We start from the raw sequence: 21536 nt of genomic DNA, 5'->3' as shown, positions 1-21536 counted from the left end.
CACTCTCCGTGCTTACTACATTGGTACAGGTGATATGGGAAAAAAACTAATTATGTTTGGTACTGTCGGTTGGATGATTGGCATCAATACCGTAATTCTCTTTGCGTGCAGCAGTTTACGACACCTTCTTTTTCAATCCACTGCCTGGGACTTAGGAATTTTTGATCAAGCGGTTTATTTAATAAGTCAAGGACAGAAGCCGATTTCTTCATTCATTGGTTTTCACATTCTAGGCGACCATGCGGCTTTGGTGTTCTATCCGTTGGCTATATTATACAGAATTTACCCAAGTGTTTATTGGTTGTTGGCTGTGCAAGCAGTGGCTTTGGGGATAGGTGCTTTGCCAATATGGCATTTAGCGCGACAAGCGGGATTAAAGGAAAATCTTGCAGTAGCGATCGCAGCGTTGTACTTACTGTATCCCCTAGTATTTAATATTAATCTGTTTGATTTCCATCCTGATGTAATCGCTATACCAGCGCTATTAGCAGCGGTGTGGGCAGCCAGAGTCAGACACACTTGGTGGTTTTGTGTGAGTATCTTACTTGTATTTAGTTGTAAAGAGGTATTATCTTTAACAGTTATCGCTATGGGTGTCTGGCTGCTGGTATTTGAAAAGCGGCGTTTATATGGTGCGATCGCAATTGTCACCGGGCTTGTTTGGTTTGTGATTGCAACCAAAGGGATCATTCCCTATTTTGGTGGTGCCGCAGGCTCGGTAGAACGTCATATTCAGCGATATAGCTATCTGGGACACACATTTCCAGAGATATTTAAAAATTTGCTGTTCCACCCAGAACTCACCTTGGGCAAGGTTTTTTCAGTCCATAACCTGTTCTACTTAGTTTTACTGCTAGCACCTGTGATTTGGGGGTTTTCACTTCCAGGGATAATGCCTTTAATTGGTGCTATTCCTACTTTGGCACTCAACCTTCTGACTGACGAGCCATTACAAAAAGATTTAATTCATCAATATTCTCTACCAATTATACCATTTTTAATTTTGGTGGTGATTAAAAGTCTTGCAGCAGGTAAGGGATGGCTGCAAAACAAACGAGCAATTATTTTGTGGTCTTTAGTGGTATTTTTGGCTTTGGCAAAGTTTGGCTATTTTTGGTCGAGATATTTAGAATCTCTAGATACTTGGCAAGCTACACGAGAAGCGATCGCTCAAGTTCAAACCAAAGGAAGTGTTTACACAACAGCAGCAATTTCTCCGCACTTGGCACATCGGCAATTAATTAAATTGACTGATGCAAATTCACCACAAACTGATTTAACAATCTTTGATTATATATTGCTAGATGTCCGTCATCCAGGTTGGGCAAGTAATCCACAATTTGCTGCTAGTTTATTAAATCAACTCAAAACTAAACCAGAATTTAAGTTGAAATATCAGCGTGACGATGTTTATTTATTTACAAAATGAGATATTTTCATGAGAATAAGTGGTTTTTTCCAGTAGCTATGTGGCTATCTAGCCGCATATTTATCTGTATAATCATGTTAGTGATTGTGCCTTTACTTCCGGTTCCACCCGGAGGAGTTGCTGCCAAATTTGGCTGGGATGTTTTCTTTTCTTGGGATAGTAACTTTTACGAAGCGATCGCCACTTTTGGATACAATTACTCACTTCCAGGAAAGCAACTGCCATCGGTTGCTTTTTTTCCCTTGTTTCCTTTAGTTACTCGCGCATTCATGAGTGTTGGCTTACCTTTTAAAGTCGCAGGCACATTAGTAAATAATCTCGCATTTTTAGGAGCGCTGATAGTATTATACGCTTGGATGAATGAGCGTCATGGCAAACAAAAAGCGCGTTGGGTAACAGCTGTACTCGCTTGGTGTCCGCTGTCTTTATTCGGCACTGTGATTTATTCTGAAGGACTGTATCTTTTATTTAGTACAGCTACTTTAAAAGCTTTTGATAAACAACAATATGGTTGGACAGCACTTTGGGGTGCGATCGCTACGGCAGCGCGTCCTACGGGAATCGCGCTGATACCTGCGCTTTTGCTTGTAAGTTTGTGGCAACGCAGAGGTGTAAAAGCTTACATTGCTAGTTTAGCCGCTGGTGGTGGTTTGTTTCTATGGAGCTTGTATTGTCAAATTACAATGGGGGATGCTTTAGCATTCCTCCACGCACAAAAAGCATGGCGTCCGTCATTGGGTTTTGATTGGCTGCGTTGGTTAAAGATGATAATGCAAATTGTCGTCGGTACAACTAATTGGAAGTACGGTTACATTAAAGACCCTTGGCATCCACTGTTATTCGCAATTATTATCGGTAGCGCTTCTTTGTTGTGGTACTTCCGCAACAAATTAGATGCTACTAAGGTGAATTATGGCTTTGCCTGCTTAGGATTATTCTTGTGGCTGTTAGCCGGCGATCCTTTGACTAACGTTGTGATGATATTCGGTGGTATATATTTGTTATGGCGCTTGCGTCGGGAACTTAGTTTAATTACTGTTGTCTATGGTTTTTGTGGCATCGGTATGTTACTGGCATCGGGAGGTACAATTTCTCTAAATCGTCTGTCTTACGGTATTGTATCGCTGGCGATCGCATGTGGGGTGCTGCTTGCTCGTCATCCTTTTTGGGGACGCTCCGTTATGGGTTTCTTTGCCATTCTACTTGCTAGCTTCGCTGTCCGATTTGCCCAAGATCAGTGGGTAGCGTAGAAAGTGTTTTTGGTCTGCTTTGTATTCTCATCTGAAGCGCTATAGTCGCTACAACACAAATTGAGAATCATGTGATATTACTAATTATTTAACTTGGATGTTTCGTATATAAAAATACACTCAAATTAAACCTGTTTCAGTGTTGCTCGTATTCAATATTACTTTTTGATTGCAAATTAAATGCTTCAATCAGACTAGAGTATACAGTATTTTAACTTGCTTAAGCAACAACTTTTTTCTTGGTTCAGTATTTATACTATATTCAAGGAGATATAATTGTAGTATGACTGAGGTAATAACTGCAATCAACTAATAGTTAAAAGTGGCAGACAAGAAGACAGTGTTTTAGTCTACATTGATACTTAATAGCCAAAGTATCATAATTTAAAATTACCTTGATTCAAATCAGGATAGTTAGTAAATTACTGGACTTTGTATGCACGTTGACGAACTAGCACGTTGCGGCAAAAATCAAGCTACGCTACCATTTAAAATTCTTGAAATGCTTGCTATACAAGCATTTTAAATTTTGGAATAGGTAATTTTAAGGGTATTAGTGCATCTTGCTTCATATCAACTATATTAAGTTAATTTACATTCATGTAATTAACAAACGGCAACAGATACATTGAGGAAATTAAAAATTTAACTATGTTTTAAAAAGGAAGGAATAACGTTTAGCTGTACAATATTTTTTGTAAAGTATGAATGATAAAGGATAAAGGATGAAAACAATAAAGCCTGTTCGCCTTGGTCTGGTGACAAAAGAAGGATAAATTATCTCTGAAGTCTTAACTTCATTTTTTATCTGACACTTAAAATTCATATTAAAAAATAACAAATATGTTTAGGCAAATGATTTGTTATTCATATAGCTATTATTAGCTACTATCGCCTCAAGGCGGATAATCTAAGCTGAAATTAAACTTGTGCAATTAATTTGCTCAATTTTTATTATATTTCTGTTAATCAATTCTTAATTCTTCAGGATTACCAGAAAAAAGTTGGTATCTAATAATTACAAAAAATGTGCTATAACGTACCCTCAGAACCGAGACTGATGGTTCGACCCTTGAAGGAGCTATGACGTGGAAAACAATAAGTCGTTTTTTTGGTCGCAAGGAATCATAATTGCTCTGCTTGCCTTAGGTAGCAGTTTAAGCCTTGGTTTAATGATGCCTATTAACCCAAAAGCTTCCGAGGCAAAAAGTGAAATCAGTATAAATTCAAACAAAAAACATATTAGTATAGAAACAACTCAGCGCATTGAGCAGTTCAAATCGGCGATGCTTAGAACTTGGCAGCAAGAAGCCAAAGTAAAGGGTCTTGCTTACAGTGTGCCACAACGTTTTCAAGGGGTAACGATCGCAGAAGCAAAACTCAGCCAAAATCAGAAAGTAATTGCTCTTACCTTTGATGATGGACCTTGGATTGGAAGTACAGCTAAAGTACTGGATATCCTCAAAAAAAATAACATCAAAGGCACATTTTTTATTGTTGGGCAAATGCTAAAACAGCATCCAGAATTGGGTGTGCGAATTGTGACTGAAGGTCATGTCATTGCTAACCATACTTGGACTCACAGATATCATTCCATGAATCCACAAGTAGCGGCTTACGAAGTTGAGAGTACATCTGACCTGATTTATCAAACTACTGGTGTGAAAACAACTTTGTTCCGACCACCTGGGGGGATGATGAACAATGGGGTGGCTGCTTACGCCAGAAACCAAAAATATACAATAGTCATGTGGTCTGCTGACTCTTTAGACTACAGCCGTCCAGCTTTATCTAGATTAATAAGTAATGTGACGAGGGCATCAAAACCGGGCGGAATTGTGCTACTGCATGATGGTGGTGGTAATCGTTCCAGAACTGTACAAGCTTTACCACAAATTATTGACTACTTTAAAAAGCAGGGCTATAGCTTTGTCACTGTACCAGAACTTTTAGAAATGCAAGATAAAGATCGGAAGCTAATGACAGCCAAAAAGTAATAGCTATTAGTTATTAGTTATTAATCATTAGTTAAGTTAATAACAATTAAAAGCTAATATATAATTCTATTTCATTTGTGAAAATTGATAATTTCAGATCCCCGATTTGTTGGATAAATCGGGGATCTTATTTTTTCACAAATCCTAAACGGACTGCTATCTGATTGTAGGGACAATTCATGAATTGTCCCTACGAGTAAGGTATCCTTGTGTATTACATCCAACAACAGAACCGCTATATATCATGGTAGAGACATTCCACACCGAATCATAGTAGAGACGTTCCAGCGGAACGTCTCTTGCGTTGGACATGATATTCTAAACAGAACTGAGTTGTTTTTCGGCAACAAACTGGGGATTTGCCTCTGGACTATCAGCTTCAGAAGGGGGAACCAACTGCCAAAACTTGGGTAAGAATTCTTGCCAGTTTTGCAAAATCATCTTCGCTTTTGGTGAATTAGTGCGATCGCCATGTGCTTTGATTAATTCTTGCAGTTGCTTTTCGCCAGCTTCGGTAATCACTCGCTGAAGTTTGACAATTTCCCGATTAACTAACTCAGGAAATCCACCCTCTTCATCTAAGAAATACGCTAATCCACCAGTCATCCCCGCAGCTACGTTGCGTCCAACTTTACCCAAGACGACAATTACACCACCAGTCATGTACTCGCAGCAGTGATCGCCCGCACCTTCAATTACTGCTGTACCTTTAGAATTACGCACCGCAAAGCGTTCTCCTGCTAAACCGTTGGCAAACAATACTCCACCGGTAGCACCATAAAGGCAGGTATTGCCAACTATCACGTTTTGTGCTGGGTTATAGTTAGCAGTAGCCGGGGGTTTAATAATGATTTCACCACCGTGCATTCCCTTACCTACGTAATCGTTTGCCTCTCCTTCTAAAGTTAAATTCATGCCTGGAAGATTAAATGCACCAAAGCTTTGTCCGACACTACCTTTGAAGATGAGGTTAATTTGCCCTGCAAAGTTATTGTCACCGTATCTCGATGCGATCGCTCCCGCTAATCTTGTGCCGACTGTTCTATCTGTATTAACTATTTTCCAAGTTTTCGTCACAGTAGATTGCTTGTCAATCGCAGCTTGAATATCTGCATCCGCTAACAATTCGTCATCCAAAACCACACCGTTGCTGTGAACTTCTTCATGCTGCAACCAGCTACGGTTTTCTTTAGTATCGGGCAACTTCAGCAAGCAGTCGAGATTTAGCGATCGCGTTTTCGTCAGCTTAACCTCTTCACGTTTTTTCAACAAATCGGCACGTCCAACGATTTCCGAAAGCGTTCGATAACCAAGTCGTGCTAACAGACTTCGCACTTCTTCCGCAACAAAGTAGAAGAAGTTGACAACGTGTTCTGGCATACCAGTAAACCGCTGACGCAGTTCTTCTTTTTGCGAAGCGACACCTACAGGACATTTGTTGGTATGACAAATTCGCGCCATAATACAGCCTTCGGCAATCATTGCGATGGAGCCGAAACCGAATTCTTCACCACCCATCAATGCACCGATTACCACATCCCAACCGGTTTTGAAGCCACCATCAACGCGCAAAATTACGCGATCGCGCAAACTATTTTCCATTAACACGCGATGCACTTCACTTAATCCGAGTTCCCACGGAGAACCAGCGTGTTTAATCGAACTTAAAGGAGATGCGCCCGTGCCGCCATCATGACCGGAAATCTGAATGATATCGGCGTTTGCCTTTGCCACACCAGCCGCAATTGTACCGATACCAATTTCTGCAACCAGCTTAACTGATACCTGTGCTTTCGGGTTAATTTGGTGCAAATCAAAAATCAACTGCGCCAAATCCTCAATTGAATAGATATCGTGATGCGGTGGTGGAGAAATCAGCGTTACTCCAGGCTTAGAACGGCGTAACATGGCGATGTAAGGACTAACCTTTGTTCCTGGAAGTTGTCCCCCTTCACCCGGTTTTGCACCTTGAGCGATTTTGATTTCGATTTGTTTAGCGCTCATCAAATACCCAGGTGTTACCCCAAAGCGTCCGGATGCGACTTGCTTAATCGAACTTGAAGCAGTATCGCCATTTTGCAAACCTTTCAGGTGCGGTAGTGTTGGCGAGTAACCATCTTCTACATCATCGAGAACTTTAAAGCGTACCGGATCTTCGCCACCTTCCCCAGAATTAGATTTTCCGCCAATTCGGTTCATGGCGATCGCTAAAGTTTCATGAGCTTCTCGCGATAAAGCACCTAAAGACATACCGCCGGTGCAGAAGCGCTTGACAATTTCAGTTACAGATTCTACTTCTTCTAGGGGGATGGATTGGCGATCGCTTTGCAAGTCTAGCAAGTCACGCAAAGCCGTAATCGGTCTTTCTTGCAAATACTTCTTATATACCTCGTAATGGTCATAAGCCGTTTTGCCGGATGCGCCGTTTTCTTTCACTTTAGCCAAGCCTACAGCGTTATGCAGCGCTTTTGCCAATTCCGGACTGTTCATGTGATACTCGCCACCCGGACGGTACTGCACAAAACCTAAATTTTCTAACTTCTTGGTTGTCAGTTCCGGGAAAGCCTTACAGTGGAACGAAAGCACCTCAGTAGCCAACTCGCTGATACTCAAACCACCCACACGGGAAGTAGTACCATAAAATCCCAACTCTAACAAATCTTGACCGATGCCGATCGCCTCAAAGATTTGCGCTGCTTGATAACTCGATAGCAGAGAAATTCCCATCTTCGAGAGAATTTTCAACAAACCTGCTTCCACCGCTTTGCGATAGTTCCCAAAAGCTTGCTCTAAAGTGAGAGTGGCAATTGTACCACGTTCCATAGACTTTTGCGTCTTCGGTTCTAACCACCAATCGCGTACAGTTTCCAAAGCCAGATAAGGACAAACCGCACCAGCACCGTAGCCAATCAGACACGCAAAATGATGTGTACTCCAACACTGAGCCGTATTCACCACCAAGGATGCTTTCATTCGCAATCCTTCACGGATTAAGTGATGGTGTACCGCACCCACCGCCAACAAAGGCGGAATGTAGGTGTATTCTGTACCGATGCCGTTACTTACCTTGTCACTTAGAATTAAAATCTTCGCACCAGTTCGCACCGATTCCACAGCTTGTGCTTGTAAAGCCTTCACTGCTGCTTTCAACCCATCTGGACCTGCGGCAATTTCAAACAGCGTTGACAACTCAGCGGTAGCAAATCCCGACAGCTTGATAGCTTCTAACTCAGCTGTATTCAGTACGGGCGATTCTAACTTCAGCCTTTTAGCATATTCTGGCTTGGGATCTAATAAGTTACCCCGCTCACCCAATTCTACTTTCAAAGACATCACCAAGCTTTCCCGCAACGGGTCAATTGCCGGGTTTGTCACTTGAGCAAAGCGCTGTTTGAAATAGTCATACAGCAAATGGGGTTTTTCAGACAGTACCGCTAGAGGTATATCATCCCCCATACAGAAAGTCGCTTCTTTCCCATCCATCGCCATTGGCTGAATTACCATTTCCACATCTTCTGTGGTGTAGCCAAAAGCAATTTGATGTTGCAATCGGGATGGCGAAACCCCGCTCATACTCTCTATATCATTGGTTGTAGAATGTCCGTTACCGTTGAGTGCATGATGTCCGTTGCCATTACCATTAACAGACGATTCACCGACCAAAGACTTCATATCTTGACGGTACTTTTGCAACCATTCTCCATATGGCTGCTTTTTGGCGATGCGCTGCTTAATTTCCCAATTTTTCAGCACCTCATGACTTTCTAAATCCACGGCAATCATTTGCCCAGGTCCGAGTCTGCCTTTCTCGACAATATCGGCTTCTGGTAAGTCCACTACCCCAGCTTCGGAAGCGACAACGATATAATCATCTTTGGTAATGCAGTAACGAGCTGGTCTTAAGCCATTGCGGTCAAGTGTTGCACCGACTTTCCGACCATCGCCGAATACCAAAAGTGCTGGACCATCCCAAGCTTCTTGCAAACCGCTGTAGTATTCGTAAAAATCGACAATTTCCGGGAAATTACTTAAATCAGGTTGGTTGCGGTAAGCCTCTGGAACCATAATCATCAACGCTTCCAGTGGGCTGCGTCCAGACTGCACCAATAACTCAACTACGTTATCTAAAGTCGCTGAGTCACTGTTATCGATGTGAACAAAAGGCTTGAGTTCTTCGAGGCGATCGCCCCATACTGGATGATTCAGGCTTGCATCTCGTGCCATCATCCAATTGATGTTACCCAATAGCGTGTTAATTTCACCGTTGTGACCCAAAAGCCGCATCGGTTGCGCTAGGGGCCATTTGGGCATAGTGTTGGTACTAAAGCGGCGGTGATATACTGCCCATGCACTCTTAAAAGCCGGATTTTTTAAATCCAGATAAAAGTCTCCCAATACAGCAGAACGCACCATGCCTTTGTAGACAATTGTCCGACTAGACAACGAGCAGATGTATAAATCTTCCCAAATGTGTTTTACAGCTTTGAAAATCCGACGACGAGTAATATATAATTGCCGTTCTAATTCATCGCCGCTTTTATCGGAAGCTAATAAAACTTGTTCAATTTGGGGTTGATTTTCTCTTGCTTGTATCCCCAACAAATTAGATTGCACCGGCACTACTCGCCAGCCCAGTACAGTCAATTTTTCCTCTGCTGCCACTTGCTCAACTTTTGCCCTACATGAAACCGCTATTTCTGGATCTTGCGGCAAAAATATCATTCCTACAGCAATATTTTTGGTAGAAGTTAGTTCCACACCTTTTGTGGCAAACTCAGCTTGGAACAACTCCCAAGGAATCGCTGTCAATATTCCCGCACCATCACCGGAATCTTGGTCTGCACTACAACCACCCCGGTGTTCTAAGCAAGTCAAAGCAGCTAAGGCTTTAGTAACAAGTTCATGGCTACCTTGGTTTAGGCGATGGGCGATAAAGCCCACACCACAAGCATCTCGTTCTTCTACTAACCATCGAGGACCCTGGTAGTTACACCTTGAAGACGTATCCGAAAATGTCATTTGTTGGTCTTGATTCATGGGTTGATTATTCATATTTTATTGCTGATAACTTGAGTTATGAATTTTGCCACTACTGTGAAAAAAAATTTCTCACATTTAAAAATGCAAAAATAGAGACTTACCTAAAATTAGGAAAAAAAAATCTAACTTCAGGTTTATTTTTTGGTTCACCCGTGTTAAACTAATCGCGTTATTTTTTTGTGTTTATTTTATAGGGAATCAACAGTCTTTTATTTATATCGTGAAGCTATGCATTTCCTCAATTACCTGTTTTTAAATCAAAGTTACTTTTTTGGTATAGTCTTTCTCGACAGACCTGGAACAAAACTGGTTTTTAAAGCTTCACTGTTTTTAAAGCTGAAATTCTTTATATTTAACAATATTTAGCAGCGTATTACACTATATGCCCATTTGACAATTCCTAAATCTTTGTTGTTATTGAAATTTTTGCGTTTCTACCCATTGCCACTTGTGTTACTACCACCACTACCTCGCTTAAGTTGCAACCATCCGTAAGGATGCAACACTTAATTCAACTTTAATCACCCAGACTATAGTTATCGTCTGGTTGGCTTAAAGTGTTAGTCAACACACGGAAATTGCAGTGGTTTTGGTAGGTAAACTACTCGTTGAATTTTATAAAATACAACACTCCAACATATAGATTATCACGTTGTAGTTCAAACTTGATGTCAGGATTTTTTGATATTAAGAAACATTAGTTAATTCATCTTGTCCGTAATAGTTTTTTAAATTACCTAGTAAGTTATGGTGAAAATGCTCAATTTTTGCCGAGAAGAAGACCGTAAAGCTATTGCTAATAAGGGCAATAGAAAATTTTTTTCAACTTTCGTCTCGCCAATCATTTCAACAGTACTGTGCTTATATGCTACCTCTCCCACTCTTGCCCAGCAGTCTCCGGTAGAAACCAAATTAGCACCAGTTTTGACTCAACAGTTACCTCGACCTCCTTTGACAGGGGTGATCTCTTATGGTAATCAAATTTTCCTCAATGGTCGTACCTTACCAGGTATTTGGTTGCAAAAACGTTCTAAATCTGGTTCATTTAGCACTTATTTAAGTGATGGGGCACTCAGGCAACTAGTTGGAGTAGATTTTTTAAACAGCAGCAATCCCAGCAAACAGCCAGTACAGTGGTTTTCGCTTCAGACAAAGCCAGTGGTTTTAAGCAGCGTCTTGGCAGGAGGATATCGGTATTTAGATGTGACTAATTTTGCCAAAACATCTCGATGGCAGATGCAAGTTAATGGCAACACATTAATGATTTCCACCCCAGCCGCGAAAGTAACAGATATTAGTCAAAGTCCGCAATCTTCAACTGTTGGCGTTGCCCCTCTTCAACAGGCTCGCATCGTTGTAAATTTAGATCGTCCTACTGCTTGGCAAATTAGACAAGAGTTACCAATTAAAAAAGCGCTGCCACCCGACCCGGATACAGTCACCCCCAAAACCTCTGCACTGCCAAATAGGAAGTGGATACTTACCTTAGATGGCATCGCCGATCCAATTTTGCTGCAACGCTATACTCCCCCTGCACCAGCACCAGCACCATTACAACTGCCAAATTTTCTCAAACAATTACCACCAGTAATAATACCAGCACCAGTTCCAGAAACGACCCCGGAACGCCGACAAGAACCACTTATTCAACAAGTGGAAGTGGTCAACAACCAAACGATAATTCATTTGAGCGTCCCCTTTGGTCTAGCGCCCCGGATAAGTACTATACCAAACCCCGATCGCCTGATTGTTGATATTCGCCCCGATGCATTAGTAGACAAAGATATTACCTGGGCGCAGGGGTTGCGCTGGCGACAGCAGATTGTCAATTTAGGCACAGAACGATTTCCGGTTGTTTGGTTAGAAGTTAATCCCCGCACCGTGGGACTAAAGCTGAAACCAATAATAACCAACCTCAATACTCTTACAGGGACTGCCCCTTTAATTCAAACAGCGCAACAATACTTAGCCGTAGCCGGAATTAATGGTGGTTATTTTAACCGCAATAATCGCTTACCCTTAGGTGCGATTCGTCGGGATAATCAATGGTTATCTAGTCCAATACTCAACCGAGGAGCGATCGCTTGGAATGATTCCGGACAATTTTACTTTGGTCGTCTCACCTTGGCAGAAACCTTAACCACCTCCAATAACCAACAGCTACCGATTTCATTTGTCAACAGTGGTTACGTTCAAAGCGGTATCGCCCGTTACACCCCCGCATGGGGAACCTACACCTTCCTTACCGACAACGAAATCATTCTCGTCGTCCAAAACAACCAAGTTACCAATCAGTTCTTAGGCGGCAAAGCTGGTGACACTACCATAAGCGTCAATATTCCTCAAAATGGCTACCTGCTAGTCTTGCGCGGTAACGCCGTCAATAATGCGAATCTATTACCCATTGGCACTAGCTTACGCATTTCCAGCGCCACCACTCCCGTTGATTTTAGCCGTTACCCCAACATTATTGGCGCAGGACCGCTATTAGTACAAAATAATCAAATTGTCCTCGATGCCAAAGCCGAAAAATTCAGCGATGCCTTTATTGCCGAAAAAGCGATTCGCAGCGCCATCTGCACAACAGCAACAGGCACAGTAATGATTGCTGCCGTGCATAATCGCGCAGGTGGCGCAGGTCCCACCTTGACAGAACACGCCCAATTGATGCAGCGTATGGGGTGTGTGAACGCCCTCAATTTAGACGGCGGTAGTTCCACCAGCCTGTACTTAGGAGGACAACTACTCGACCGTTCCCCCAACACCGCCGCCCGCGTCCACAACGGAATCGGTATTTTCCTCCAACCCCGATGAGGGAGAGGGGGGGATGGGGAGATGGGGAGATGGGGAGACAAGGAGACAAGGAGACAAGGGAGACAAGGGAGACAAGGAAGACAAGGAAGAAAATTCACCTCATCCCCCTCATCCCCCTCATCCCCCTCATCCCCCACTCCCCACTCCCCACTCCCCCACTCCCTTTCTTAAAGGTTAGTCAAAGCTTTTCTCTTGCTTAATGAAGACTTGGTGTAGATACAGAAATATCAGTAGTTACCGATTACACCATGTAATGTGGTTCTGCTATGTTTGGCAAAGGTGAACTGAATTACTTATTTTCACGGTTGCTACATTGCGCCATATTTTTTCATCAATGGTAAAGAGTACAAGCAATTTGTCATGTCTCCTAATGAGGTAACTATGGCTCAATTTTCTGAAACAACACAAATCAACACACTGCCCATACCTCCAGCTGGAACTCCTAGAGGCGTTGCTGCAACCGAGTTGCGTCCTTGGGGTTCTTTCACGGTTTTGGAAGAAGGGCGCGGATACAAAATCAAGCGCATCGAAGTTAAGCCCGGACACCGCCTTAGCTTGCAATTGCACCATCACCGCAGCGAACACTGGATTGTCGTTTCTGGTACAGCTAAGGTAGTTTGTGGCGATCGCGAAGTGGTACTAAGCAATAATCAGTCAACCTACGTACCTCAATGTACAACTCATCGTCTAGAAAATCCTGGTGTCATTCCTTTGGTGTTGATTGAAGTCCAAAATGGCGAATATTTAGGCGAAGATGATATTGTGCGCTACCAAGACGACTACGCCCGCACTAATGATGAAAACTCAAAGACCCCTATCAAAAGCAGATAATTCACCTTTGTGTTTCTATCATATCTCGCATGTCGCCCTCATCAGCCTGGAAGCCTGGACGCGGTTGTGCGCGATCGGCATTCATAGCGCATTCCGGTGAGTAAAAAAACGTCTTTGCTAACTGGGCGTGTGAATCACGATTGAAAATATCAAAGGTTTGCAAAGCAGCCTTAAATGCTAACCCCATCTGTAATATGAAGATGGGGTTTTCAATTTAAGAACGTAAATTTTATGATTGAACTGAGTCAATCAGCCGTCAGCGAAATCGGGCGATTAAAATCAAAGCAGCTGCCGCCAAATATTTTCGTTCGCTTGGCAGTCAAACCCGGTGGTTGTTCGGGGTGGTTTTATGATATGTCTTTTGATGAAACGGTGAAAGATGACGATCGCCTTTTTAATTCTCACGGCATCCAAATACTGATAGACCCTGCCAGCTTAGATTATATCAATGGTTTAATACTCGATTATTCAGAGGATCTCATGGGCGGTGGTTTTCGTTTTCATAATCAAAGAGCGATCGCTACCTGTGGCTGTGGCAATTCTTTCTCTATCAGTCAGTAGATAGTGGATAGTCGATAGTGGTTAGTCATAGCGGTTAGTCGATAACCGTCAACCAGCAACCAACAACCAACAACCAACAACTATCAACCAACAAATATTTGACACAAAACCCGCAGAAAGCGATATAATAAGGATTTGTTGAAAACTTAGACCTTAAAGCAGCTTCACGCGCTGTAACTCATGCCAACCATACAGCAGCTTATCCGAACTGAACGCGAAAAAGCGCGTCAGAAAACCAAGTCCCCAGCTCTGAAGCAATGCCCCCAACGGCGGGGCGTTTGTACCAGAGTATACACGACTACACCGAAAAAACCAAACTCAGCTCTACGTAAAGTAGCACGGGTACGACTGACTTCGGGATTTGAAGTCACAGCTTACATTCCCGGAATTGGTCACAACTTGCAAGAGCATTCGGTTGTGATGATTCGTGGCGGTCGGGTCAAGGACTTACCAGGCGTGAGATACCACATTATTCGTGGCACCTTAGATACAGCCGGAGTCAAAGACCGCAAGCAAGGTCGTTCCAAATACGGAACCAAGCGTCCGAAAGAAGCGAAAAAATAGAATGATAGTTAATTAATCGCTATTTAATGCGATTAATTGCTTCACCTTTGTGTATAGCGCCAAAAAACGGTTAACGTTAGTGTAGACGTAAAGCAGCTTCCCCAAGGGTATGCTTGTTTGCCGGAGGCTTGCTCAGAAACGGCAGCCATCAGAGATGGTAGCTAGTTTAGGTGAAATCAAGTTAAATTGGTAAAGCTTCCACCTACACCCGGTGCGTGCAGGATTTTTTAGAATGCTGAAGAGCGACAGCAGCATTTTAATTTTGTTTGATATTAAGGTATATAATATTGTCGCCTTGTTGTGTCAAGTTTTGGGCAACAAGTTAAGTTGAGAGAGCGTGGCAGCGATCGCATGTAACGCATATAATCTGGTTCGCAAATCCGAAGTAAGGGTAAAGTATGTCTCGTCGTGGTGTTATTAAAAAGCGCCCAGTTCCGTCTGACTCCGTGTATAACAGTCGTCTTGTTAGCATGATAATTAGGCGGATAATGCGTCATGGCAAGAAATCACTTGCCGCCCGGATTGTTTATGATGCTTTAAAAACAATTGAGGAACGCACTGGAGCGAATGCCTTAGAAACCTTTGAAAGAGCAGTGCGAAATGCAACGCCTTTAGTAGAAGTAAAAGCTCGTCGGGTTGGTGGAGCAACCTACCAAGTACCGATGGAAGTACGTAACGATCGCGGTACCACCCTAGCATTACGCTGGCTGGTACAGTTTTCAAGGGCTAGACCCGGACGCACAATGGCAAGCAGACTGGCAAATGAATTAATGGATGCTGCCAACGAAACCGGAAACGCTATTCGCAAGCGCGAAGAAACGCACCGGATGGCTGAAGCTAACAAAGCTTTTGCTCACTATCGTTACTAAAAGGCATTCTGACCTGTATTACATAACAGGATGCCTAAACTACGTAGAGAACCGATATATCGCTAGTAAAAAAGCGGTATATCGTGGATTTCTATAAAAAAAGGCGGTTTTCCGTAAAAGTATACAAACTTAACAAAGTGTAATATACAAGATATCATGAGGCGAAAACTTAGGAGGCAGCTGTGGCACGTACGATCCCACTAGAGAAAGTACGCAACATTGGGATTGCGGCGCATATAGATGCGGGCAAGACAACAACAACAGAGAGAATATTATTTTACTCTGGCATTATTCACAAAATCGGTGAAGTCCATGAGGGAACAGCCGTAACAGACTGGATGGAACAAGAGCGGGAGCGGGGAATTACCATCACTGCCGCTGCGATAACAACCAGCTGGAAAGATCATCAAATTAACATTATCGATACACCTGGTCACGTAGACTTCACGATTGAAGTTGAACGTTCGATGCGCGTGTTGGATGGTGTAATAGCAGTATTTTGTTCAGTGGGCGGCGTGCAACCGCAGTCAGAGACAGTGTGGCGGCAAGCAGACCGCTACAGAGTGCCTCGGATCGCCTTTATTAACAAAATGGATCGCACAGGGGCGAACTTTTATCGAGTTCACGATCAGATGCGCGATCGCCTGCGGGCAAATGCGATCGCCATTCAGCTGCCCATCGGTGCCGAAAATGACTTTAAAGGCATTGTTGACTTAGTGCATATGCGTGCATATATGTACAACAATGACCAGGGAACAGATATCCAAGAAACGGATATCCCCGCCGAGATGCAAGAAAAGGCGCAAGAATACCGCGTAAAGTTAGTGGAAGCAGTGTCAGAAACCGATGACGATCTGATGACTAAGTACTTCGAGGGCGAAGAACTGACAACAGAAGAAATTCGTACTGCTCTGCGTAAAGGCACAATTGCAGGTACGATTGTCCCGGTATTATGCGGATCAGCCTTCAAAAACAAAGGCGTGCAGTTGATGTTGGATGCGGTTGTAGATTACCTGCCAGCACCAACAGAAGTACCGCCCATTCAAGGGACACTGCTGAATGGTGATACCGTTGAGCGTCGAGCTGATGACAACGAACCCCTATCCGCTCTGGCATTCAAGATTATGGCTGACCCTTACGGTCGCCTTACCTTCGTTCGCGTTTATTCTGGGGTTCTGAAAAAGGGTAGCTACGTCCTCAACGCCACCAAGAATAAGAAAGAACGCATTTCCCGTTTAGTGGTTTTGAAAGCAGACGATCGGCAAGATGTCGAAGAACTGCGTGCGGGTGATTTGGGAGCAGCGTTGGGATTGAAAGACACCTTGACCGGTGACACCATCACTGATGACGGCGCACCAGTAATTCTGGAATCTTTGTTTATTCCTGAGCCTGTCATCTCGGTAGCGGTTGAACCCAAAACCAAGAACGACATGGACAAGTTGTCCAAAGCGTTGCAATCACTTTCAGAAGAAGATCCAACCTTCCGGGTTAACGTCGATCCGGAAACCAACCAAACCGTAATTGCAGGGATGGGAGAGTTACACCTAGAAATTCTTGTAGACCGCATGTTGCGAGAATTTAAGGTGGAAGCGAATGTCGGTGCGCCACAAGTAGCTTACCGCGAAACCATCCGTAAAGGCGTCAACAAAGTAGAAGGCAAATTTATCCGTCAGAGTGGTGGTAAAGGTCAATACGGTCACGTTGTGATCAACTTGGAACCCGGAGAACCAGGAACTGGCTTTGAATTCGTCTCCAAGATTGTTGGTGGTATCGTACCCAAAGAGTACATCGGACCTGCCGAACAGGGAATGAAAGAAAGCTGTGAAAGCGGTGTTCTCGCTGGATATCCATTAATTGATGTTAAAGCAACATTGGTTGATGGTTCTTACCACGATGTAGACTCGTCGGAAATGGCTTTCAAAATCGCTGGCTCAATGGCGATGAAAGAGGCTGTCATGAAAGCCTCACCTGTGCTGTTAGAGCCTATGATGAAAGTTGAGGTAGAAGTTCCCGAAAACTATCTTGGAGATGTTATGGGCGACCTCAATTCCCGTCGCGGGCAAATTGAGGGGATGGGATCTGAGCAGGGAATTGCCAAAGTAACTGCTAAAGTACCATTAGCAGAAATGTTTGGCTACGCTACTGATATCCGGTCTAAAACCCAAGGTCGGGGCATCTTCTCAATGGAGTTTAGCCGTTACGAAGAAGTGCCTCGCAACGTGGCTGAGGCAATCATTGCTAAAAGCAAAGGGAACGCTTAATTAGATAAAGGAAACGAGGATTAATGGCACGCGCAAAGTTTGAAAGGAATAAACCCCACATAAATATCGGTACTGTTGGACACGTTGACCACGGTAAAACTACGTTAACGGCAGCTATCACCATGACCTTAGCAGCTATGGGTCAAGCCGTAGCTAAAGGTTACGATCAAATCGATAACGCACCCGAAGAAAAGGCACGGGGTATTACAATTAATACCGCTCACGTTGAGTACGAAACCGAAAATCGTCACTATGCCCACGTAGACTGTCCCGGACACGCTGACTATGTGAAGAACATGATCACCGGTGCGGCACAGATGGATGGAGGCATCCTCGTAGTAGCTGCTACTGATGGTCCAATGCCCCAAACTCGCGAACACATTTTGTTAGCAAAGCAGGTGGGTGTACCCAGCTTGGTTGTCTTCTTGAACAAAGAAGACTTGATGGATGACCCAGAACTGTTGGAACTAGTAGAACTAGAACTGAGAGAATTGCTTACCAGCTACGATTTCCCTGGTGACGACATCCCCATTATCAAAGGTTCTGGTCTGCAAGCTCTGGAAGCTATGACCAAGAATCCTAAGACCCAACGCGGTGAAAATGAGTGGGTAGATAAAATCTATGAGTTGATGGACTCTGTAGATTCGTTTATCCCCACTCCGGAGCGAGATGTCGATAAGCCTTTCTTGATGGCGATTGAAGACGTATTCTCGATCACAGGTCGCGGTACTGTTGCCACAGGTCGGATTGAGCGTGGTAAAGTCAAAGTCGGCGATAACGTCGAATTAGTGGGTATCAGAGATACTCGCAACACAACCGTAACCGGAATTGAGATGTTTAAGAAGAGTCTCGATGAAGGTATGGCTGGGGATAACGCCGGTGTACTATTGCGCGGTATTCAGAAAACTGATATTGAACGCGGTATGGTGCTAGCTAAACCCGGTTCGATTACTCCTCACACCCAATTTGAAGGTGAAGTATACGTGCTGACAGAAAAAGAAGGTGGTCGCAAGACTCCATTTTTCTCTGGCTATCGTCCTCAATTCTACGTGCGGACAACAGACGTAACGGGCACGATTACAGCATTCACTTCCGATGATGGTAGCGAGGCAGAAATGGTGATGCCCGGAGACCGGATTAAAATGAGTGTGGAATTAATCAACCCGATCGCTATTGAACAAGGTATGCGCTTCGCTATTCGTGAAGGTGGTCGCACCATCGGTGCGGGTGTCGTATCCAAAATCCTGAAGTAATACTTCTGTAATTTAATCAAAATATGGAGCAGAGATGGTATAATGCCTCTCTGCTCCTTTCTCTGACCTCAAATTTAGGGAGTGGGGAATAGGCAGTAGGGAATAGGGTAAAAAAAGAAATTACCAATTCCCAATCCCCACTCCCCACTCCCCAATCCCCTAATTAATCAGAACCTGGACAATTAAAGATGGCAACTCTACAACAGCAGAAAATTAGAATTCGCTTACAGGCTTTTGACCGTCGCTTACTGGATACATCTTGCGAGAAGATTGTAGACACAGCTAACCGGACTAACGCTACAGCCATAGGACCGATTCCTTTACCAACAAAACGCAGGATATATTGCGTGTTGCGATCGCCCCACGTCGATAAAGACTCACGGGAACACTTTGAAACTCGCACCCATCGTCGCATTATTGACATTTATCAGCCTTCTTCTAAAACTATTGATGCTTTGATGAAACTTGATTTGCCATCTGGTGTGGATATTGAAGTCAAATTGTAATTAGTTAGTGGGAGCGTGGATAGTGGTTAGGTTGAGTCAAGAGTCAAAAGTCCAAAGTCAAAAAGTCAAAAGTCAAGAGTCCAAAGTCAAAAGTGTTTTTGCACCCTTGACTCTTGACTCTTGACTCTTGACTCTTGACAACCAACAAATAACATCCCTTAGTATGAATATTTACATAGCCCTGAAGAAATATGTCTCAGGGCTTTTTATTTAGCCAGAAAACAAATGATAGAATGTAAGTAATAAACGGGAAAAGCAAAAAATAATATCTTTTAAAGATTAAATTTATACCAAGGCAACAATGGCATCTTCTTCTAAAATTGCGGTTCGCGAACTACCTCTGTTCCCGTTACCCGAAGTAGTTCTATTTCCTACCAGACCATTACCACTACATATTTTTGAATTTCGCTACAGAATCATGATGAACACGATTCTGGAGAGCGATCGCAGGTTTGGTGTTTTGATGTACGATCAAGCAAAAGGCGCGATCGCTTCAGTTGGCTGTTGTGCGGAGATTATTCATTACCAACGCCTACCAGATGACCGCATGAAGATGTTGACTTTGGGACAGCAAAGATTTCGCGTCTTAGAATATGTCAGAGAAAAGCCATATCGTGTTGGTTTAGTTGAGTGGATTGAAGACCAACCACCAAGCAAGGATTTACGACCTTTAGCAACAGATGTAGAACAACTGCTGCGAGATGTTGTGCGTCTATCATCTAAGTTGACCGAACAAAACATCGAACTTCCAGAAGATTTGCCAGATTTGCCAATAGAATTATCTTACTGGGTAGCGAGTAACCTTTATGGTGTAGCCTCAGAGCAACAGTTATTGTTAGAAATGCAAGACACCGCAGCTCGCTTAGAACGCGAAGCTGAAATTTTGACTTCTACTCGCAATCATCTTGCGGCTCGCACTGTTCTCAAAGACACCTTTAATGATAAATAATTAGTTAATAGTCACAAGTCAACAGTTAAAGTATCTTTACACTTTAGACTTTAGACTGTTAACTTATAGGGCGTTGGCTGGTAAAACATTGTAACTACCAAAAATTTTTAATACTTCTGCGTGAGTGCTTAATTCAGCCAAAGCAGATTGCATTTTTGGCTCGGTGGAATCTGCTTCTAAATCAATAAAAAACAAGTATTCTCCGAGCGATCGCTTTGTCGGGCGAGACTGAATTTTGCTAAGGTTAATATCAAGTTCGGCAAATATTTGTAGGGGTTTAACCAAAGAACCCGGTGTATTTGCAGGCATACTGAAAGCCAAAGAAGTATGACTAGCACTTGCTGAAGCTATTCGATAAGCTGTGTCTACTTCAGTTTGACTTACCACCAAAAAGCGAGTACAGTTTTCTGGATAGTCGTTAATTCCCCTAGCTAGTATTGGCAAGTTGTACAATTGCGCCGCTCTACTAGAAGAAATTACTGCTGCCGTTTTGTCGTGTTCTAAGCGTTGTAGCGGCTCGGTTGTAGAATTAGTAGGAATCAACTGCACGCTAGGCAGATATTTTTCCAACCATCGCTGACATTGCGCTAAAGCTTGCGGGTGAGAAGAAACTGTTTTAATGTTATCTAAGCTAGGAGCGCAGGAAATTAACGCATGAGCGATCGGCATTACCAACGCCATTTGAATTCGCAAAGTTTCCAGTTGCCATAGCGAATCCAGCGTCATTGTTACGCTTCCTTCAATAGAATTTTCTACAGGCACAACAGCCAACTGTGCATTACTTTGAGCAACAGCTTGGAGTGATTGGGCAATGCTGGGATAAGGACACAAGTTAGCTTCAATTCCCTTATTTTTCGCCAGCCAGTTGAGATAAAAAACAGCCGCTTGTTCTGCGTAAGTGCCAGGAGGTCCTAAATGTGCAATCGATTGATTCATCGTCTTTAGCCTTTAATTACCGCTTATAAGGATACCGTTAAAAAGACTGTGCGTTTACGCTCCTTGATGAAAACGGTTTAAGGCGTTTACTCATGAGTGACATTATACCAGCTGTCCACTTACAAGGTAAACTTATGCAATGGAAGTCGCCATTTTACACGCGAATGCTGGCAGAGGTGGGGGTTTCACAAAAACTAGACAAAAATGGACAGGCTTGTTTTAAAGATCCTCAACACCCAACGAGTCACTCAGATGTTCGCGCTTCGCGTCTCCGAA

17 protein-coding genes are annotated in these 21536 nt (G+C 43.3%); 14 read left to right on the top strand and 3 right to left on the bottom strand.

Features of this window, described 5'->3' with window-relative positions; genetic code table 11:
• Positions 1–34 precede the first annotated feature (34 nt).
• The 3 genes from PI95_RS20360 (at position 35) to PI95_RS20350 (ending at position 4676) form a co-directional block, all read left to right on the top strand.
• Positions 35–1429, top strand: coding sequence for a DUF2079 domain-containing protein (locus PI95_RS20360; RefSeq protein ID WP_039742464.1), 1395 nt, complete (start codon positions 35–37; stop codon positions 1427–1429).
• Positions 1426–2679, top strand: coding sequence for a mannosyltransferase family protein (locus PI95_RS20355; protein ID WP_236117126.1), 1254 nt, complete (start codon positions 1426–1428; stop codon positions 2677–2679). The genes PI95_RS20360 and PI95_RS20355 overlap by 4 nt, the downstream gene beginning before the upstream one ends.
• 1088 nt (positions 2680–3767) lie before the next feature.
• Positions 3768–4676 (top strand): polysaccharide deacetylase family protein, encoded by a 909-nt coding sequence (locus PI95_RS20350; protein ID WP_039742467.1) that lies wholly within the window; start codon positions 3768–3770, stop codon positions 4674–4676.
• 318 nt (positions 4677–4994) lie between these two features.
• Here PI95_RS20350 and gltB read toward each other — a convergent pair whose 3' ends face one another.
• Positions 4995–9728 (bottom strand): glutamate synthase large subunit, encoded by a 4734-nt coding sequence (gene gltB / locus PI95_RS20345; protein ID WP_039742470.1) that lies wholly within the window; start codon positions 9726–9728, stop codon positions 4995–4997.
• 735 nt (positions 9729–10463) lie between these two features.
• Between gltB and PI95_RS20340 the strand changes: the two genes are divergently transcribed.
• The 3 genes from PI95_RS20340 to PI95_RS20330 all read left to right on the top strand — a co-directional run bounded on the left by PI95_RS20340 (position 10464) and on the right by PI95_RS20330 (position 13361).
• Entirely contained in the window at positions 10464–12530 is a 2067-nt protein-coding gene (locus tag PI95_RS20340) for a phosphodiester glycosidase family protein (protein WP_163519042.1), read from the top strand.
• 13 nt (positions 12531–12543) lie between these two features.
• Positions 12544–12708 carry a hypothetical protein gene (locus PI95_RS20335; protein ID WP_163519041.1) on the top strand — a complete coding sequence of 55 codons (165 nt, stop codon included), beginning with the start codon at positions 12544–12546 and terminating at the stop codon, positions 12706–12708.
• 203 nt (positions 12709–12911) lie between these two features.
• The gene (locus tag PI95_RS20330) at positions 12912–13361 is read left to right on the top strand and encodes a phosphomannose isomerase type II C-terminal cupin domain (RefSeq protein WP_039742476.1); all 450 of its coding nucleotides are present in this window, start codon (positions 12912–12914) and stop codon (positions 13359–13361) included.
• A 1-nt stretch (position 13362) separates the two neighbouring features.
• On the opposite strand, the gene PI95_RS20325 is transcribed toward PI95_RS20330, so the two are convergent.
• Positions 13363–13548 carry a hypothetical protein gene (locus PI95_RS20325; protein ID WP_039742480.1) on the bottom strand — a complete coding sequence of 62 codons (186 nt, stop codon included), beginning with the start codon at positions 13546–13548 and terminating at the stop codon, positions 13363–13365.
• A gap of 44 nt (positions 13549–13592) precedes the next feature.
• Here PI95_RS20325 and PI95_RS20320 point away from each other — a divergent pair, with 44 nt between their 5' ends.
• The 7 genes from PI95_RS20320 (at position 13593) to PI95_RS20290 (ending at position 20324) form a co-directional block, all read left to right on the top strand.
• Positions 13593–13922: a HesB/IscA family protein gene (locus PI95_RS20320; protein ID WP_039742484.1), complete on the top strand. Its 330-nt coding sequence runs from the start codon at positions 13593–13595 to the stop codon at positions 13920–13922.
• Positions 13923–14102: 180 nt separating this feature from the next.
• A complete protein-coding gene (rpsL, locus tag PI95_RS20315; protein WP_006196398.1) occupies positions 14103–14486 on the top strand; it encodes a 30S ribosomal protein S12 in 384 nt (127 codons plus the stop codon).
• A 398-nt stretch (positions 14487–14884) separates the two neighbouring features.
• Positions 14885–15355 carry a 30S ribosomal protein S7 gene (gene rpsG, locus PI95_RS20310; protein WP_039742496.1) on the top strand — a complete coding sequence of 157 codons (471 nt, stop codon included), beginning with the start codon at positions 14885–14887 and terminating at the stop codon, positions 15353–15355.
• 182 nt (positions 15356–15537) lie between these two features.
• Positions 15538–17616, top strand: a complete 2079-nt coding sequence (gene fusA, locus PI95_RS20305) for an elongation factor G (protein WP_039742499.1) — start codon at positions 15538–15540, stop codon at positions 17614–17616.
• Between the two features lie 23 nt (positions 17617–17639).
• Positions 17640–18869 carry an elongation factor Tu gene (gene tuf, locus PI95_RS20300; RefSeq protein ID WP_039742502.1) on the top strand — a complete coding sequence of 410 codons (1230 nt, stop codon included), beginning with the start codon at positions 17640–17642 and terminating at the stop codon, positions 18867–18869.
• Between the two features lie 188 nt (positions 18870–19057).
• Positions 19058–19375 carry a 30S ribosomal protein S10 gene (gene rpsJ, locus PI95_RS20295; protein ID WP_008232935.1) on the top strand — a complete coding sequence of 106 codons (318 nt, stop codon included), beginning with the start codon at positions 19058–19060 and terminating at the stop codon, positions 19373–19375.
• A gap of 301 nt (positions 19376–19676) precedes the next feature.
• Positions 19677–20324 carry an LON peptidase substrate-binding domain-containing protein gene (locus PI95_RS20290; RefSeq protein WP_039742513.1) on the top strand — a complete coding sequence of 216 codons (648 nt, stop codon included), beginning with the start codon at positions 19677–19679 and terminating at the stop codon, positions 20322–20324.
• Between the two features lie 63 nt (positions 20325–20387).
• Here PI95_RS20290 and pheA read toward each other — a convergent pair whose 3' ends face one another.
• Complete coding sequence (gene pheA / locus PI95_RS20285; RefSeq protein WP_039742515.1) at positions 20388–21260, bottom strand: prephenate dehydratase; 873 nt, start codon at positions 21258–21260, stop codon at positions 20388–20390.
• A 92-nt stretch (positions 21261–21352) separates the two neighbouring features.
• On the opposite strand from pheA, the gene PI95_RS36080 reads away from it, so the two are divergent.
• Positions 21353–21536, top strand: a 184-nt coding sequence (locus PI95_RS36080; protein ID WP_236117125.1) for a hypothetical protein, incomplete at its 3' end; no start/stop codon positions are given.

The organism is Hassallia byssoidea VB512170 (assembly GCF_000817785.2).
Lineage (GTDB): Bacteria > Cyanobacteriota > Cyanobacteriia > Cyanobacteriales > Nostocaceae > Hassallia > Hassallia carrinoi.
This window is presented reverse-complemented; position numbering and strand designations above follow the sequence as displayed.

Coding starts and splice junctions, on each gene's coding strand:
- rpsJ (WP_008232935.1), top strand. CDS start 19,058: ATGGCAACTCTACAACAGCAGAAAATTAGAATTCGCTTACAGGCTTTT.
- rpsG (WP_039742496.1), top strand. CDS start 14,885: ATGTCTCGTCGTGGTGTTATTAAAAAGCGCCCAGTTCCGTCTGACTCC.
- PI95_RS20340 (WP_163519042.1), top strand. CDS start 10,464: ATGGTGAAAATGCTCAATTTTTGCCGAGAAGAAGACCGTAAAGCTATT.
- gltB (WP_039742470.1), bottom strand. CDS start 9,728: ATGAATAATCAACCCATGAATCAAGACCAACAAATGACATTTTCGGAT.
- PI95_RS20335 (WP_163519041.1), top strand. CDS start 12,544: ATGGGGAGATGGGGAGATGGGGAGACAAGGAGACAAGGAGACAAGGGA.
- PI95_RS20330 (WP_039742476.1), top strand. CDS start 12,912: ATGGCTCAATTTTCTGAAACAACACAAATCAACACACTGCCCATACCT.
- rpsL (WP_006196398.1), top strand. CDS start 14,103: ATGCCAACCATACAGCAGCTTATCCGAACTGAACGCGAAAAAGCGCGT.
- tuf (WP_039742502.1), top strand. CDS start 17,640: ATGGCACGCGCAAAGTTTGAAAGGAATAAACCCCACATAAATATCGGT.
- PI95_RS20355 (WP_236117126.1), top strand. CDS start 1,426: ATGAGATATTTTCATGAGAATAAGTGGTTTTTTCCAGTAGCTATGTGG.
- PI95_RS20360 (WP_039742464.1), top strand. CDS start 35: ATGGGAAAAAAACTAATTATGTTTGGTACTGTCGGTTGGATGATTGGC.
- pheA (WP_039742515.1), bottom strand. CDS start 21,260: ATGAATCAATCGATTGCACATTTAGGACCTCCTGGCACTTACGCAGAA.
- PI95_RS20320 (WP_039742484.1), top strand. CDS start 13,593: ATGATTGAACTGAGTCAATCAGCCGTCAGCGAAATCGGGCGATTAAAA.
- PI95_RS20325 (WP_039742480.1), bottom strand. CDS start 13,548: ATGGGGTTAGCATTTAAGGCTGCTTTGCAAACCTTTGATATTTTCAAT.
- PI95_RS20290 (WP_039742513.1), top strand. CDS start 19,677: ATGGCATCTTCTTCTAAAATTGCGGTTCGCGAACTACCTCTGTTCCCG.